14 protein-coding genes are annotated in these 13,314 nt (G+C 43.9%); 7 read left to right on the top strand and 7 right to left on the bottom strand.

The window, feature by feature from the left end:
- The first annotated feature begins 63 nt into the window (after positions 1–63).
- The 7 genes from DP114_RS10340 (at position 64) to DP114_RS10370 (ending at position 5,989) form a co-directional block, all read left to right on the top strand.
- A complete protein-coding gene (locus tag DP114_RS10340) occupies positions 64–1,221 on the top strand; it encodes an anhydro-N-acetylmuramic acid kinase (protein WP_171976040.1) in 1,158 nt (385 codons plus the stop codon).
- 207 nt (positions 1,222–1,428) lie between these two features.
- Positions 1,429–2,880 (top strand): signal recognition particle protein, encoded by a 1,452-nt coding sequence (gene ffh, locus DP114_RS10345; RefSeq protein ID WP_171976041.1) that lies wholly within the window; start codon positions 1,429–1,431, stop codon positions 2,878–2,880.
- 239 nt (positions 2,881–3,119) lie between these two features.
- Positions 3,120–3,380, top strand: coding sequence for a 30S ribosomal protein S16 (rpsP, locus tag DP114_RS10350; protein WP_169266795.1), 261 nt, complete (start codon positions 3,120–3,122; stop codon positions 3,378–3,380).
- A complete protein-coding gene (locus tag DP114_RS10355) occupies positions 3,343–3,777 on the top strand; it encodes a KH domain-containing protein (RefSeq protein WP_171976042.1) in 435 nt (144 codons plus the stop codon). The genes rpsP and DP114_RS10355 overlap by 38 nt, the downstream gene beginning before the upstream one ends.
- A gap of 390 nt (positions 3,778–4,167) precedes the next feature.
- The gene (gene rpsU, locus DP114_RS10360; protein ID WP_169266793.1) at positions 4,168–4,344 is read left to right on the top strand and encodes a 30S ribosomal protein S21; all 177 of its coding nucleotides are present in this window, start codon (positions 4,168–4,170) and stop codon (positions 4,342–4,344) included.
- Positions 4,345–4,585: 241 nt separating this feature from the next.
- On the top strand, positions 4,586–5,539 hold the full coding sequence (locus DP114_RS10365) for a PhoH family protein (RefSeq protein WP_171978157.1): 954 nt from the start codon (positions 4,586–4,588) through the stop codon (positions 5,537–5,539).
- A 45-nt stretch (positions 5,540–5,584) separates the two neighbouring features.
- A complete protein-coding gene (locus DP114_RS10370; RefSeq protein ID WP_171976043.1) occupies positions 5,585–5,989 on the top strand; it encodes a ChuX/HutX family heme-like substrate-binding protein in 405 nt (134 codons plus the stop codon).
- Positions 5,990–6,076: 87 nt separating this feature from the next.
- Here DP114_RS10370 and DP114_RS10375 read toward each other — a convergent pair whose 3' ends face one another.
- The 7 genes from DP114_RS10375 to DP114_RS10405 form a co-directional block, all read right to left on the bottom strand.
- Positions 6,077–6,562: a hypothetical protein gene (locus tag DP114_RS10375; protein ID WP_169266804.1), complete on the bottom strand. Its 486-nt coding sequence runs from the start codon at positions 6,560–6,562 to the stop codon at positions 6,077–6,079.
- A gap of 459 nt (positions 6,563–7,021) precedes the next feature.
- A complete protein-coding gene (locus DP114_RS10380; protein ID WP_318284514.1) occupies positions 7,022–7,444 on the bottom strand; it encodes a roadblock/LC7 domain-containing protein in 423 nt (140 codons plus the stop codon).
- Between the two features lie 1,227 nt (positions 7,445–8,671).
- Positions 8,672–9,187: a hydrocarbon-binding protein gene (locus DP114_RS10385; RefSeq protein ID WP_171978158.1), complete on the bottom strand. Its 516-nt coding sequence runs from the start codon at positions 9,185–9,187 to the stop codon at positions 8,672–8,674.
- A gap of 443 nt (positions 9,188–9,630) precedes the next feature.
- Positions 9,631–10,722 carry a DUF4388 domain-containing protein gene (locus tag DP114_RS10390; protein WP_171976044.1) on the bottom strand — a complete coding sequence of 364 codons (1,092 nt, stop codon included), beginning with the start codon at positions 10,720–10,722 and terminating at the stop codon, positions 9,631–9,633.
- Positions 10,723–10,916: 194 nt separating this feature from the next.
- Positions 10,917–11,291 (bottom strand): roadblock/LC7 domain-containing protein, encoded by a 375-nt coding sequence (locus DP114_RS10395; RefSeq protein WP_169266789.1) that lies wholly within the window; start codon positions 11,289–11,291, stop codon positions 10,917–10,919.
- A gap of 292 nt (positions 11,292–11,583) precedes the next feature.
- A complete protein-coding gene (locus tag DP114_RS10400; RefSeq protein WP_246163100.1) occupies positions 11,584–12,060 on the bottom strand; it encodes a hypothetical protein in 477 nt (158 codons plus the stop codon).
- A 507-nt stretch (positions 12,061–12,567) separates the two neighbouring features.
- Complete coding sequence (locus DP114_RS10405) at positions 12,568–13,116, bottom strand: GTP-binding protein (RefSeq protein WP_169266788.1); 549 nt, start codon at positions 13,114–13,116, stop codon at positions 12,568–12,570.
- Positions 13,117–13,314 lie beyond the last annotated feature (198 nt).

Consider the following 13,314-nt stretch of genomic DNA (forward strand, 5'->3'; position numbering starts at 1 on the left):
AATTATCTGCGTATCCTCCGGGAAGCTGCCCAGAGGGAGTCAACATCAGCGGTTTAAAATCAAATGACTCTTGTAATTGGTTTAATAAGTGGCACGTCTGTAGATGGTATAGACGCTGCCTTGGTAGATATTTCTGGTACAGACTTGGATATCAAAATTGAGTTGGTGGCTCGTGCAACATATCCTTATCCAGCAGATTTGAGAGAACGGATTTTAGCGGTTTGTGCAGGGGCAGCTATTTCGATGGCTCAATTGGCAGAATTAGATGATGCGATCGCCTGTACTTTTGCCCAAGCTGCACAAAATATTCAAATTGGTCACGAGAATCCCACTTTAATTGGTTCTCATGGTCAAACAGTATATCATAAACCACCATCACAACCTATCACACCAATCGGGTATAGCTTGCAACTTGGGCGTGGTGAATCAATTGCCAATCAAACAGGTATAACAACAGTCTCTAACTTTCGTGTAGCAGATATTGCTGCTGGTGGTCATGGTGCGCCCCTTGTACCACGTATCGATGCGGCTTTGCTCAGTCATCCTCAAGAAGCACGTTGTATTCAAAATATTGGGGGCATTGGTAACGTTGCTTATATTCCAGTTCGTCGTGACAACTGGCTAGAAAAAATTCGCGCCTGGGACACAGGACCAGGAAATAGTCTTTTGGATTTGGCGGTAGAGCATTTAACGGATGGTGCGAAAACTTATGATGAAAATGGCTCTTGGGCAGCGAGTGGTACTCCCTGTTCTCCCTTAGTAGAGCACTGGCTAAGCCAAGATTACTTTTATCTACCACCACCCAAATCCACAGGTCGAGAATTATTTGGTGTTGATTACCTGCATCAATGTTTACAAGACGCCCAAGCCTACCAACTCAGTCCAGCCGACTTGCTGGCGACGCTTACGGAACTCACTGTAGCTTCAATTGTTCACAGTTACCGGACTTTTTTACCACAAATGCCACAGCGGTTGCTATTGTGTGGCGGAGGTAGTCGCAATCTCTATCTCAAGCGTCGGTTACAGGTACTATTGGAACCTGTGCCAGTTGTTACCACAGATGAAGTTGGCTTGAGTGCTGATTTCAAAGAAGCAATAGCCTTTGCAGTTTTGGCATACTGGCGCTTTATGGGTACTCCTGGCAACTTACCAACCGCAACCGGAGCGCGTCAAGAAGTGCTGCTGGGTCAAATTCACTCACCGTTGGTTGTCAGCGCCTAAGGGGCGGGATGACACGCCAGCAACGAATGAAAAAACACTTTTTTCCCTTCTTCCCTGTTATCAGTTATCAGTTATCAGTTATTTGATAACTGATAACTGTTCCGTGTTCCCTTGTGACTATATTCCAATACAGTCGAACTGAAAAAACACTAAGCTGTATATATGGCAAAAAACTCTGCTGACTAACTACCTGTAACTTAACTGATTATGTTTGAAGCATTAGCTGACCGTTTAGAAGGTGCCTGGAAGAAACTCCGGGGTCAGGACAAAATCTCCCAATCGAATATTCAAGACGCTTTGCGCGAAGTGCGTCGTGCGCTGTTAGAAGCGGATGTTAATCTTCAGGTAGTTAAAGATTTTGTCACCGAAGTTGAAACCAAGGCGCTGGGAGCGGAAGTTATTACTGGCGTCCGACCTGACCAACAGTTCATCAAGATTGTCCACGATGAACTAGTGCAGGTAATGGGGCAAGAGAATGTTCCTTTAGCACAAGCTGATCACTCTCCCACAGTTGTTCTGATGGCAGGGTTGCAGGGTACTGGTAAAACGACTGCTACTGCCAAGTTAGCCTTGCATCTACGTAAGTTAGAACGCAGCTGCTTAATGGTCGCGACGGACGTGTATCGTCCAGCGGCTATTGACCAATTGATCACACTAGGTAAGCAAATTGACGTGCCAGTGTTTGAACTAGGATCTGATGCTGATCCAGTTGAGATTGCACGGCAGGGCGTGGAACGCGCCAAAGCAGAAGGGGTTGACACAGTCATTATTGATACTGCTGGTCGCTTACAAATTGATCAAGACATGATGGCGGAATTAGCCCGCATCAAAGAAACTGTCCAACCCGATGAAACTCTTTTGGTGGTAGACTCCATGACGGGTCAAGAAGCCGCCAATCTTACCCGTACTTTCCACGAAAAAATTGGGATTACTGGTGCAATTCTTACCAAGTTGGATGGTGATAGCCGGGGTGGGGCAGCACTTTCTGTGCGGCATATTTCAGGAGCACCCATTAAGTTTGTCGGTGTGGGTGAAAAGGTTGAAGCTTTACAACCGTTTTATCCTGACCGTATGGCATCGCGCATTTTGGGCATGGGCGATGTTCTGACCTTGGTAGAAAAGGCTCAGGAAGAAATTGACCTTGCTGATGCTGAGAAAATGCAGGAGAAAATCCTGTCAGCGAACTTCGACTTTACCGATTTTCTCAAGCAAATGCGCCTACTCAAGAACATGGGTTCACTGGGTGGTATAATTAAGCTCATCCCTGGGATGAACAAGCTAACAGATGACCAACTTAAGCATGGAGAAACCCAGCTTAAGCGCTGTGAAGCGATGATTAATTCCATGACGCGTCAAGAGCGCCAGAACCCCGATTTGTTGGCAAGTTCTCCTAGTAGACGGCGACGCATTGCGAGTGGAGCAGGTTATAAAGAGACAGATGTTAGTAAACTGGTCAGTGACTTCCAAAGAATGCGCAATATGATGCAGCAAATGGGTCAAGGGCAGTTCGCTGGTATGCCAGGAATGTTTGGTGGAATGGGTGGTCCGGCTGCTGGTAACAGCCCAGCTGCCCCTGGTTGGCGGGGTTACAATAGCGGCGCTGGCTCGAAAAAGAAGCAGAAGAAAGACAAAAAGAAGAAAGGCTTCGGTACGCTTTAGCCACTCATGGGTGGTTAGTCGCAATTCACAAATAACAAACAGCGACTAACACCTAACACTTGGCAAGTGCTAAAATGGGCATTTTAGCACCAGAAGTTAAACTGCCTACCCAATGGGACAGCTTTCAACAGCAATAACATTCCCTTTGGAACTGTGTTCCGGAAACTTCACGCTCATCTAAGTTCCCAATAAACTAACTGCAAACAGATTCCTAGAAACAGGAGAACGATTTCTTAACCATGATTAAACTGCGCCTGAAGCGATACGGTAAAAAACGAGAACCAAGTTACCGCATCATCGCAATCAACAACCTCGCTCGCCGCGATGGTCGTCCGTTGGAAGAACTGGGTTTTTATAACCCCAGAACTGATGAAGTACGACTGGATGTTCCCGGCATCGTCAAGCGACTACAACAAGGCGCTCAACCGACTGATACCGTACGTCACATCCTGCAAAAAGCCAATGTCTTTGAACAGGTCAGTGCAAAAGCCTCAACTTAAAATCGGAACAAAATCCCCCACAACCAGTCCAGACTACGTTGGACTGGTACGGTTTCTAATGCAACCGTTTTTAGATTCTCCTGAGTCTTTGAGCGTCGATTGTGAAATGTCTAATACCCGCAACCATGCTTGGATTCGCATTGCCTTTGAAAGCTCAGATAAGGGAAAAGTATTTGGTCGAGGTGGACGTAATATTCAAGCAATTCGCACTGTGATTACTGCAGCAGCTCAAACAGCTGGACACTCAGTATACCTGGATATCTATGGCAGCAGTGCTGGTAATCGGGATGGCTCATCTTTTGAAGAAGAAAAGGAAGAACGATTACCGCCACCAAAACCCAGAGAAAAACGTGGAGACGGACAAGATAAACCTATTGCCAGAATACGCTCCCACTAGGTTTAACACCAAGTCCGTAACAAAAACATGATAAGTAAATTCTAGCACTGAGTATTTATGGAACTGCAGCTTTTATCGACTTAGGAAATTCAAGTCACAGTTTGTACCGAAGTGCGTTCGTAGTGGAAAAGCTAGCATGAAAAAAAAGCCCGGTTAGCAATAGCTTAGTTTGGCGCAGTTGCAAACAAAGTAGATTCGGTCTATCCCAAAGCCGTCAAGGGTTTTGTGTAAGCGCCGAGTATGATTCCTACATCTTACGCTTACTCGGTTGAGTGTAACACTCGTAAACTAAGTAAAGCGCTCACACAGAAGTCAGAACAGAAAAAACAGCGGTTGACTATGTTTTTAGATGATACTTAGAGAATCTCTGTAAGGAGGTGAAACCAGGGAGTGGCTGAAGTCCGTTTGGGTGAAGATGAGTCGATTGACTCAGCATTAAGGCGCTTTAAAAAGAAAATTCAAAAAGCCGGAATTTTATCCGAGGTCAAGCGCCGAGAAAGATACGAAAATCCCAGTATGCGCCGTAAGCGCAAAGCGGAAGCCGCACGCAAAGGTGGTCGCTTCTAAATCAAAGTTCTATCTTTGATGATGGCGGTTAACTAATGCCAGCTAGCTATTTACCTTAAAGTCTGAAAGTTGTTGTAGAGCAAATATTCGGCAAAGTAGAGCAGCGATTTTATGCGCCTCTACTTTTCCTAATAAAATGTAATTTCAAGGCAAATGTTCTTAACATCAACAAAACAACAAAATTGTTTAGTTCAACTAAAGTCTGTGAAGTATTTTTCTAATTTTGAATGATGAATTTATGATGGCAGGTGCCTTAACGATTGAACTGCCGAATCTTCCAAGTGCGATCGCACTAGCAGGAGAAGGGGAAGAAAATCTCAAAACTTTGGCAGGACAAACAGGAGCCAATATAGTTCTGCGGGGACAAGAACTGCATATTTCTGGCACCGAAAAGCAAGTTGACTTGGCAAATCGATTAGTGCGATCGCTTGAAGACCTTTGGAGCAAAGGCAACAATATTTCTAGTACAGATATATTAACAGCTCGCCAAGCCTTGGACACTCATCGTGAAGGGGAACTGCTAGATTTACAGCGCGATATCATTGCTAAAACGCGTAAAAGTGAGGAAGTCCGTGCCAAAACCTTCCGACAACGACAGTATATCGAAGCGCTACGCAAACGGGATTTAACTTTTTGTACAGGTCCAGCCGGTACAGGAAAGACTTTCCTTGCAGTCGTCGTTGCTGTACAAGCACTTCTGGCGAACCAATTTGAACGGCTCATTCTCACTCGTCCAGCTGTCGAAGCTGGCGAAAGACTTGGTTTTTTACCAGGAGACTTGCAGCAGAAAGTCAATCCCTATTTGCGTCCACTCTACGATGCGATCAATGAATTTATTGATCCAGAAAAAGTCCCGTCATTGATGGAAAGAGGCGTTATTGAAGTTGCTCCTTTAGCGTACATGCGGGGACGGACTCTTAACAACGCTTTTGTGATTGTTGATGAAGCTCAAAACACCACACCAGCTCAAATAAAAATGGTTTTGACTCGTTTGGGTTTCCGTTCCCGTATGGTGATTACAGGTGACATCACACAAACCGACTTACCAGCCAACCAACAATCTGGATTAACGGTAGCTATACAAATTCTAAAACACGTTGAAGGCATAGCCTTTTGCGAATTTTCTCAAAAAGATGTTGTCCGCCATCCTCTTGTTCAGCGTATAGTCGCTGCATACGAACAACATGAAAAATAGTCCCGAGTCATGAAAAAATGACAAATGACAAATGACGAATCACACATGACTAAAACACTAAAAGAATTTTTGGAAGCTTGCGAAACTCTGGGAACACTACGTCTGATTGTCACAAGCAGCGCCGCTGTTTTGGAAGCACGCGGTAGAGTGGAAAAGCTGTTTTATGCAGAACTCCCAAAAGGTAAGTACGCCAACATGCACAACGAAGGTTTTGAATTTCACTTGAATATGGATAAAATTACGCAGGTGAAATTTGAAACCGGTGAAGCCAAGCGAGGTAACTTTACCACCTATGCCATTCGGTTTTTGGATGACAAACAAGAGCCAGCTTTAAGTTTGTTTCTACAATGGGGTAAACCAGGAGAATACGAACGTGGACAAGTAGAGGCTTGGCAGACTTTACGGGAGCAATATGGAGAACTCTGGGAACCTGCACCAGCAGTGATTTGATGAGAGTTGACTAATCCCATGATCATGTAAAACCCCGCAAGGTTTCAACCAAAAACTTGCGGAGTTTACTATTTACCTGTCTTATGTTTAAGCTATACTACAAAACTCCAATACATCATGAGTACCACCACGCAAAACAGACTCAGTTTGTTTTCCGTACAAACGCTTCTCCAAAAGAGCTTCCAAAAAACCTTGAATAACACCTAAAGTATAAGTGCAAGTTCGTGATGAGCCTTCCACTTCACCAGCAGAGCAAAAAGTTTCTTTGGCATAGACTTTGTAAATATCTCCTTGTTGTTCTATCTTGTCGATAAGACACAAGCGAGTTCCCTCTTTACCTAAAACCAAATTAATATTATTTTGGATTTGTTCAAGAGACAAAAATGCTTTATTGCCAACTAAATTTAAGTCTCTAGCAAAAATTCTACCTTGGTTACGACCAGCAGATATCATCGCGATCGCAGCCGTTTTGTCACCCAAAGCTTGTTCAATACCAATAAGGATTGCTTTCAAAAAGATTATGCTGCTAAAATCACCCAGTTCCGGACGCAAACGGCTCATTTGTTGAGTCATAAAAGTCTGTTCACTTGATATCATCTTTTCGTTTCCTTTATCTGTTGAGTTTACGTGGAATTTATTGTCTGGCAGAAATTACCCTTAAATTTTCCTAGAATTCTTGTCATGTTTTACTCATTTTTATATTATTATCACTAATAATCTGGCATTGATTTGTTCCGGTGTCTTTAATGCGTGAATTTTGTATGCGCAAAGCGCACATCAAAGGCGTAAGCGCAAGCGCACGAATCGAGCGTTGCAAGAGCGTCTGTGCAGGAGATACAAAGTAAGCGTGTCCCTTTGGGACTTACAAAGCAGCGTGCCCGGAGGGCATATTTTGAATTTTGAATTTGAGCGTATGCGCAGAGCGCACGCCGGAGGCAAAGGCGCAGCTTGTCCGTTCGGGCAAAGCCCGTCGTGCCCGTTGCAAGAGCGTGTCCCTTTGGGACTCAGGACTCAGGACTCAGCGAGTGAACTTTAACCCATTAGGGATCTTATTTTAACAACAGCCCGTTTAATTTCTAGAAATAATAAGCCTTGCTTAATAGAGGCATTAGCGAGAACCAATAAAATTGCATCACCACAGCTAACCAACACGCCATAGCCTTTCTCACCTTCAACGAAGATACGGTCAATATTTCCGCGAGCAAGTTCGCGTCCTATTTGTTCGCCTAACGAGAGCATAGATGCAGACATGGCAGCAGTACGCCCTTCATCCATTCCTGTAGGTAATACAGAAGCCAAAGCTAAGCCATCAGGGCTTAACAATATTGCACCCTGAACCCCAGTGCTGCTTGAGACAAAGTTTTGCAGTTCGTCTTGTAGCATGGAAACGTAAATCATAACTCTTTCCATTGTGAGTGAGGGTGTTTTAGTACTTTTTACAGGTGTGGCTATTATAGTTAAGCTTTACCTACAATAGTATTAATTAAGTATAGGACTCTTCCGCATATTTTTGAGGAAGCTAGGTACACTTTGAGTGCTTCTTCCCGAAGGGCTGACGCTGTAGGCGAAGCCCTTCGGGAACGCCCGTCCCCCAATCTCTTACGGAGACGCTACGCGAATGTGACGGAGACCGCCCTATGCCCTGCGGGCACGCTGAGTCCCAAGGGGACACGCGCAAGGGACGCTAACGGGTTCGCCACTTTGCCAAACTCCTACACCAGACGCACTCGCGAACGTGACGGGAACCGCCCCTACGGGGTTCAACAGTCACCTGCGGAGGGAAACCCTCCCGCAGTGCTGGTTCACCAAGACGGCAAGTGGACTCACCAAGACGGGGGCCGGTCTCACCTGTTAAGCGTTCTCTGTTAAGCGTCCGGACTTTGTTAGTTCACCCTTCAGGTCTGCGCAGAACGCACGCCCGTCGCCGGCACCAGGGTTACCCTACCAAGAGCGCCCTCACTCACCAGATGCCAAGTGAGGGAAACCCTCATCAAGCACTGGTCTCACCAAATCAAACCGCACTCCTATAGATGGGTGTAAATAAACAGAACTATCAGGCTGCAAATGGGAGAGCGAGAACCCCTGCCTTTTAATTCGGGGATGAAGCTCGACACAACAGGTTTTAACCTGTTGTTTGTTTGTTATAATTCCTGAAGGTACTGGGTGGCGACCCATACAGGATATCCATAACTGGACTCCGAGGGTAGAAACGTAGTCTTTGGACTGTACCGGAGTCTGCGGTGGGACGCATCGTAGACCTTAAGCTAAATTGCCTGCGCAGACGGTGAGACCAGCGCTCTTGGTAGGGTAACCCTGGTGCAGGCGACTGGCGAACCCGGAGGGTCTGACGGGGATTGGCAACAGTCTAGTTAAGAGTCTAAGAAACAGGAACAAAGGTGGAAAAGCACGGCTTTTGAGCCTGCGTTGTAACATCTTTTAAGAATCCCCACGCATTTATGCCGGGGAGTAGGTCAAATTGCAATCGGTAAAGGGGCAGGGAAAACCTTTAACCTTTTCCCTTTCCCCTGACAAAACGTTATATACTTCGCTAAAATTAGTGCCAACCTACTCAGAGATCATTTATAAAGTAAATCTTATCTCAGTAGGGTTTCCCTGCGGGAGAAACTGTCCGTCCCGTTGTATTACAAGCGCTTGAAAAAATTCTGTGAGTCTTCTTAGCTCTCATAAAAAAGTAAACTTAAACACATCGTAATCACCACCACGAAGCACTGATTCCGTGTGTTTACCTTGCAAGCGCTTACCGAGAACTTGCTCTATAAATCCCCAAACAACACCGAGCGTGTAAGTACATTGACGCTCGGAACCTTGAGGCTCGCCCGCTGAACAAAAGGTTTCTGAAGTGTAAACATGAATAACATCGTCTTCTCTTATGATGTTATTAATGATGCACAAGCAAGTTCCGTCTTTACCTAAAGCTGTTTCGAGTTTGTAGCCAATATCGTCAAAAGAGCAGGATGATCCTGAGAAACATAATTCTTGTGCAAGATCTTTGCCGCGATGACGCCCAGCTGTAGTTAAGGCGATCGCAGCTGCCTTTTCACCCAAAGTTTTTTCTATTCCGATAACTGCCGACTTAAAACAGACAATACTATTGAAATCTCCAAGGGTTGGACGTAGCTTTGCCTCAGATTTTAGTACAGCTTTGTCCTCATCTGTCAGCTCAACACCTCTTTCCATTAAAGACGAAAAGGCTTGTGGTTGTAAAGTCATGTGATGATTCTCCTAGTATCAACAAAAACCAAATTTTATCTGCTAGCGCGTCTAGTCTAATTTCTTAGCTAAAAATTAATCAGTTGATGAGTCTGTTTTCCTTGTTCCTTGTGCCTGTGCACCCCTGCACCCTTGCAACTTCAATCCAATATTTTAGTGTGGATGCAGAACTACTCAATTTCTTTCTCTATTTATAGTTGGGTAATTACTGATCATCCCAAAAAATATACTTAATTGATACTAGTATTTATTACTTAATATATTCACAATAAATCTTTACAAAAAATTAACAAAAAATAAACTCATCCTTCGCTCATCAAACTGTTCCCTAGTTCTGTTTCATAAAAAGCTAGGGGGAAATCGAAGTTATTAGTCATCAGTCATTAGTGTGTTTTTTATGATTTATCGTACTAAGTTTTGCTTCGATCAAAACTAAATAATCCTTGGAAAAACGACCGAATCAGACGCAGCCAACGACCTAACTTTTTGAGAAACGACTGAAAGACGTTTGTTTGGCTCGAAGAGTCTACTACTGACTCTGGTAAATTTTCTGCTACAGAAGTCGTTTGTGTTACTATGTCACTTAACGGCTGCGTGTTATCAATTTGCCTGGAAGAGTCCACAATTGACTCTGGTAAATTTTCTGCTACAGGAGTCGTTTGTGCTACTATGTGATTTAACGGCTGCGTGTTGTCAATTTGCCTGGAAGAGTCCACAATTGACCCGAGTAAATTTTCTGCTACAAAAGTCGTTTGTGTGACTTCGTTCCTTGAAGCACTAGTTAGGAAAACTTCTTCTACTAAATCACTTCTTAGGAGTCGAAAGGCAATTTGCTGTACTTTTTCTACAGCAAGCTCAAGTTGATTAGCAATTTCCCCCAAGGAAATAGTGCCATTCGCCAACTGCCAAACTTGCAATTCCAGAGAGTCTAACTGTAATGTCGGCTGAGTAATATTCTTATTTGACAGGATTAGACTTAACTCAGGCAGTTGTTGGGCTAATACACTCCAATCTTGCAGCAATCGCAAACCGATAAGTGTAATCTCAGTTGCTGGTATACTTATGCCTGTCATCTCTGAGTCGGGTAAATCAGCTTCAGCGTCAAATTCAAACTGACCATCTTTGAGTTCAAACAAAACAGACACTTGTTCCACAACTTGGATACGAAATAGTAGTTTCAGTTGTTCGGCTTGCAGTAGTCCTTGGAACTTGAGGCATAAACCTATCGGCGTGTTAGCCCGACAGATCTGAGCCATTCTTAAAGCAACGTCCTGGCTTACCCAGCCCCGTTGAGCGATCATTGAAAGCAAGCCTTTTTCATCTAGACGATCAGCAGCAGCGACAATCCGACCTTGATACAGCCAGATGTAATAAACAGGCTTAAAAGCAGTTACATCAGCAGCTAAGGTACGAATTGTGAGTAATCCTGTGTTGTTTCCTTGCTCTAGCAATTGAAAAATACTTGGCAAGGGAAATTCTGCTAAATTACCAGTAAATATCATATTAGTTTTACTTAGTAGCGCCCCACGGGCGGCGCGCCAGCCGCTACGAATGGAAAAAATACTCTTTTCCCCTACACCCTTACACCCCTGTGTTTCGTAAGGAGAGTTATGCTGATAAGGTTTAATAAATAAGCTAGGTCTTGTTGATAAAGTCAGACCTAGCTTTTTAGGGCTTGAGAACTTTTAACGCAGAATTAGTACATCATAGCCTTCCTCAATTCTGTAAGAACACGCTTGATTTCTAGCAAGAGCAATCCCTGTTTGGCACTATCACTTGCTAAAACTAGTAGTACAGCGTCCTCGCCGCAGCCATTGAGAATTCCAAAACCCTTGTCACCTTCAACATAAATCCGCTCTATATTGCCTCTGCTTAACTCACTCCCAATGCGCTCACCAAGAGATATCATTGCCGCAGCCATTGCTGATACCCGCTCTTCGTCCATCCCGCCTGGTAAGCTTGACGACAAAGTTAGACCATCTGGAGAAACAAGCACTGCACCTTGGACATCACTTGTTGCGGTGACAAAATTTTGCAGAATGCTGCTAAGTTTTGCTGTGTTAATTGCCATGCTACACTCCTCTTTTGCTTTGATTTGGGTTCCCTGTGGATTTTGGTTGCTAATTCAGTTTTCTATTTGACTACTTGCATTACAGGATTTTGTCCACCCTAAAGAAAACCCCTGTAATAAACTTGCAGGCAAATTCTATGTGTGTCAACAGAATTTGGGTAAGAGGATGACTGCATTTGCTGTATTTATGATCATCCTCTAAATGTATGCGGTGAATTCAAAAACATCGAAGCTACTGCCTCAAAGTATCAATTCAATCGCTTTAACCCGCAAGCGTTGACTGAGGTTGATTTCAAAGAGCCGTGAACTCGAACTCTGTTTGAAAATTTATTTGATCGCCAACAGGAACTTGTCGAGCTTGGTGGCGTTTTTGCATAACCTGATCGATAAAGCCACCCAGTATACCTAGGGTAAATGGGCATAAACGGATGGAACCTGAATTCTCACCAGACATTTCAACTGGCTCGGTCACCTTTACCCTAATAAAGTTTTCTTGTTGAGATACTTCTTCGATAAGACAGAGTCGTGTTCCTTCGACACCTAAACTTGTGTTTAGGCGCTTCAGTATAGTTGGAAGATCATTTGATTCCATTGAAGCCCCAAGTTTTGTGGCAATTTTCTTACCGTAGGTACGACCCGCAGCACCAATGATGACTGCTGCAGCTTTGGAACCTAAGTTATCTTCTATGCCATCCAGCAAAGCTTTGTAGTCCATCACATTGACGAAATCTCCTAGCTGTGGTCTGAGAGTATTGGAAGTTGTCATCATACGGTTATCGCTTATAGAGAAAGAAACATTTGTACAAAATTTGTAGATAGATGCTTTCGTTTATCGACGTGCCAGAAAATACCTGTCCTTTGCGGGCTATTTATTAACCCAACGGCAGAGCTAGTCTCTACGATGGAAACTCCTGTGCATGTCTAGCGCTCAACAAACACTCGTTTGGCATCTTGCTTACGGGTTTGTGTTTAGCTCGCTGCTGGAACGTCTAATACTCAAACTCCATTTAGCTCCCAAGATTTTATGCCTATCTGCATAGCTTCTGAAGCTATTGGTCAGTTGGTTATTTGCTGCCTGATATCTTTGTTTAAAATAACATTAAAAATGAAATATATTCAGGATAATTACGTAAAAAATTTGATGATATGCTGAAAATGCCACCTTAAGGTACAACCCATACAATAAACTTCGTGGCAGTTGTCGGGGAAAAGGTTAAGGGGAAAAGGTTAAGGGGAAAGGGGGGAACCCCCCTTTCATTTACGATAAAAGCGCCAGCTATCCAGTGGTATTGTGGTAGTAATTGGCAAATTCTTCGACGAGTGCAATCAAAGCTTGTTTGACCGAAGTGGACTCGGTAGCATTGACTGTAATTATTGGTGGTCGAGTTTTCTCATCATCCAATCCCAAGGCGATCGCCACATCTTGGGCTTCCCATGCATCCGGGCAATCAGTATGAGTCAGCCCAATCACATAAGGAATTTGCACCCGTTGATTCATAAAGTTGAGTTGCTTGCGACCATAACGGAAATGCTGCGGACGGTGAGCTGCTACTAGCAAAATGTAAGCGTGGGCTTTTGCAATCAAAATCTCCCACATATAGTCAAATCTACTTTGTCCTGGTGTGCCATACAGGTGTAGTGATTGATTCAGTCCTATAGTCAGCCGCCCAAAATCCAAAGCGACTGTGGTCGTTTTCTTCAGTAGTCCAACTTCATCTGTCGCTTTTTGTTCAGTGTCTACCACCTCTATATCACTGATTGTGCGAATCAAGGTCGTCTTCCCCGCACCCATACCTCCCGTCACTACTATACGTAGGATTTCCATTTATATCCTGCTGCTCCACACAACTTATACAATACTGAACATTAATGTTTTACTTGTTCCCAAAGTCGTTCGGCGACTTTGCCCCAAATCTCCAATGTAAGATTTTGTATTCCTGAACTAGTATGCAGCACCATATTACCCAGTACTTTATTTTTTATCTTACTTAGCTTTTACTCAATTAAAGTTTACAAAACTCAA

The organism is Brasilonema sennae CENA114 (assembly GCF_006968745.1).
GTDB lineage: Bacteria > Cyanobacteriota > Cyanobacteriia > Cyanobacteriales > Nostocaceae > Brasilonema > Brasilonema sennae.

Excerpts from the sequence above, each read along its gene's own strand:
- DP114_RS10385 (WP_171978158.1), bottom strand. The coding sequence starts at position 9,187 with ATGGAAAGAGGTGTTGAGCTGACAGATGAGGACAAAGCTGTACTAAAA.
- ffh (WP_171976041.1), top strand. The coding sequence starts at position 1,429 with ATGTTTGAAGCATTAGCTGACCGTTTAGAAGGTGCCTGGAAGAAACTC.
- DP114_RS10340 (WP_171976040.1), top strand. The coding sequence starts at position 64 with ATGACTCTTGTAATTGGTTTAATAAGTGGCACGTCTGTAGATGGTATA.
- DP114_RS10400 (WP_246163100.1), bottom strand. The coding sequence starts at position 12,060 with ATGATGACAACTTCCAATACTCTCAGACCACAGCTAGGAGATTTCGTC.
- DP114_RS10370 (WP_171976043.1), top strand. The coding sequence starts at position 5,585 with ATGACTAAAACACTAAAAGAATTTTTGGAAGCTTGCGAAACTCTGGGA.
- rpsP (WP_169266795.1), top strand. The coding sequence starts at position 3,120 with ATGATTAAACTGCGCCTGAAGCGATACGGTAAAAAACGAGAACCAAGT.
- DP114_RS10390 (WP_171976044.1), bottom strand. The coding sequence starts at position 10,722 with ATGATATTTACTGGTAATTTAGCAGAATTTCCCTTGCCAAGTATTTTT.
- DP114_RS10395 (WP_169266789.1), bottom strand. The coding sequence starts at position 11,291 with ATGGCAATTAACACAGCAAAACTTAGCAGCATTCTGCAAAATTTTGTC.
- DP114_RS10405 (WP_169266788.1), bottom strand. The coding sequence starts at position 13,116 with ATGGAAATCCTACGTATAGTAGTGACGGGAGGTATGGGTGCGGGGAAG.
- DP114_RS10375 (WP_169266804.1), bottom strand. The coding sequence starts at position 6,562 with ATGACTCAACAAATGAGCCGTTTGCGTCCGGAACTGGGTGATTTTAGC.
- DP114_RS10355 (WP_171976042.1), top strand. The coding sequence starts at position 3,343 with ATGTCTTTGAACAGGTCAGTGCAAAAGCCTCAACTTAAAATCGGAACA.
- DP114_RS10365 (WP_171978157.1), top strand. The coding sequence starts at position 4,586 with ATGGCAGGTGCCTTAACGATTGAACTGCCGAATCTTCCAAGTGCGATC.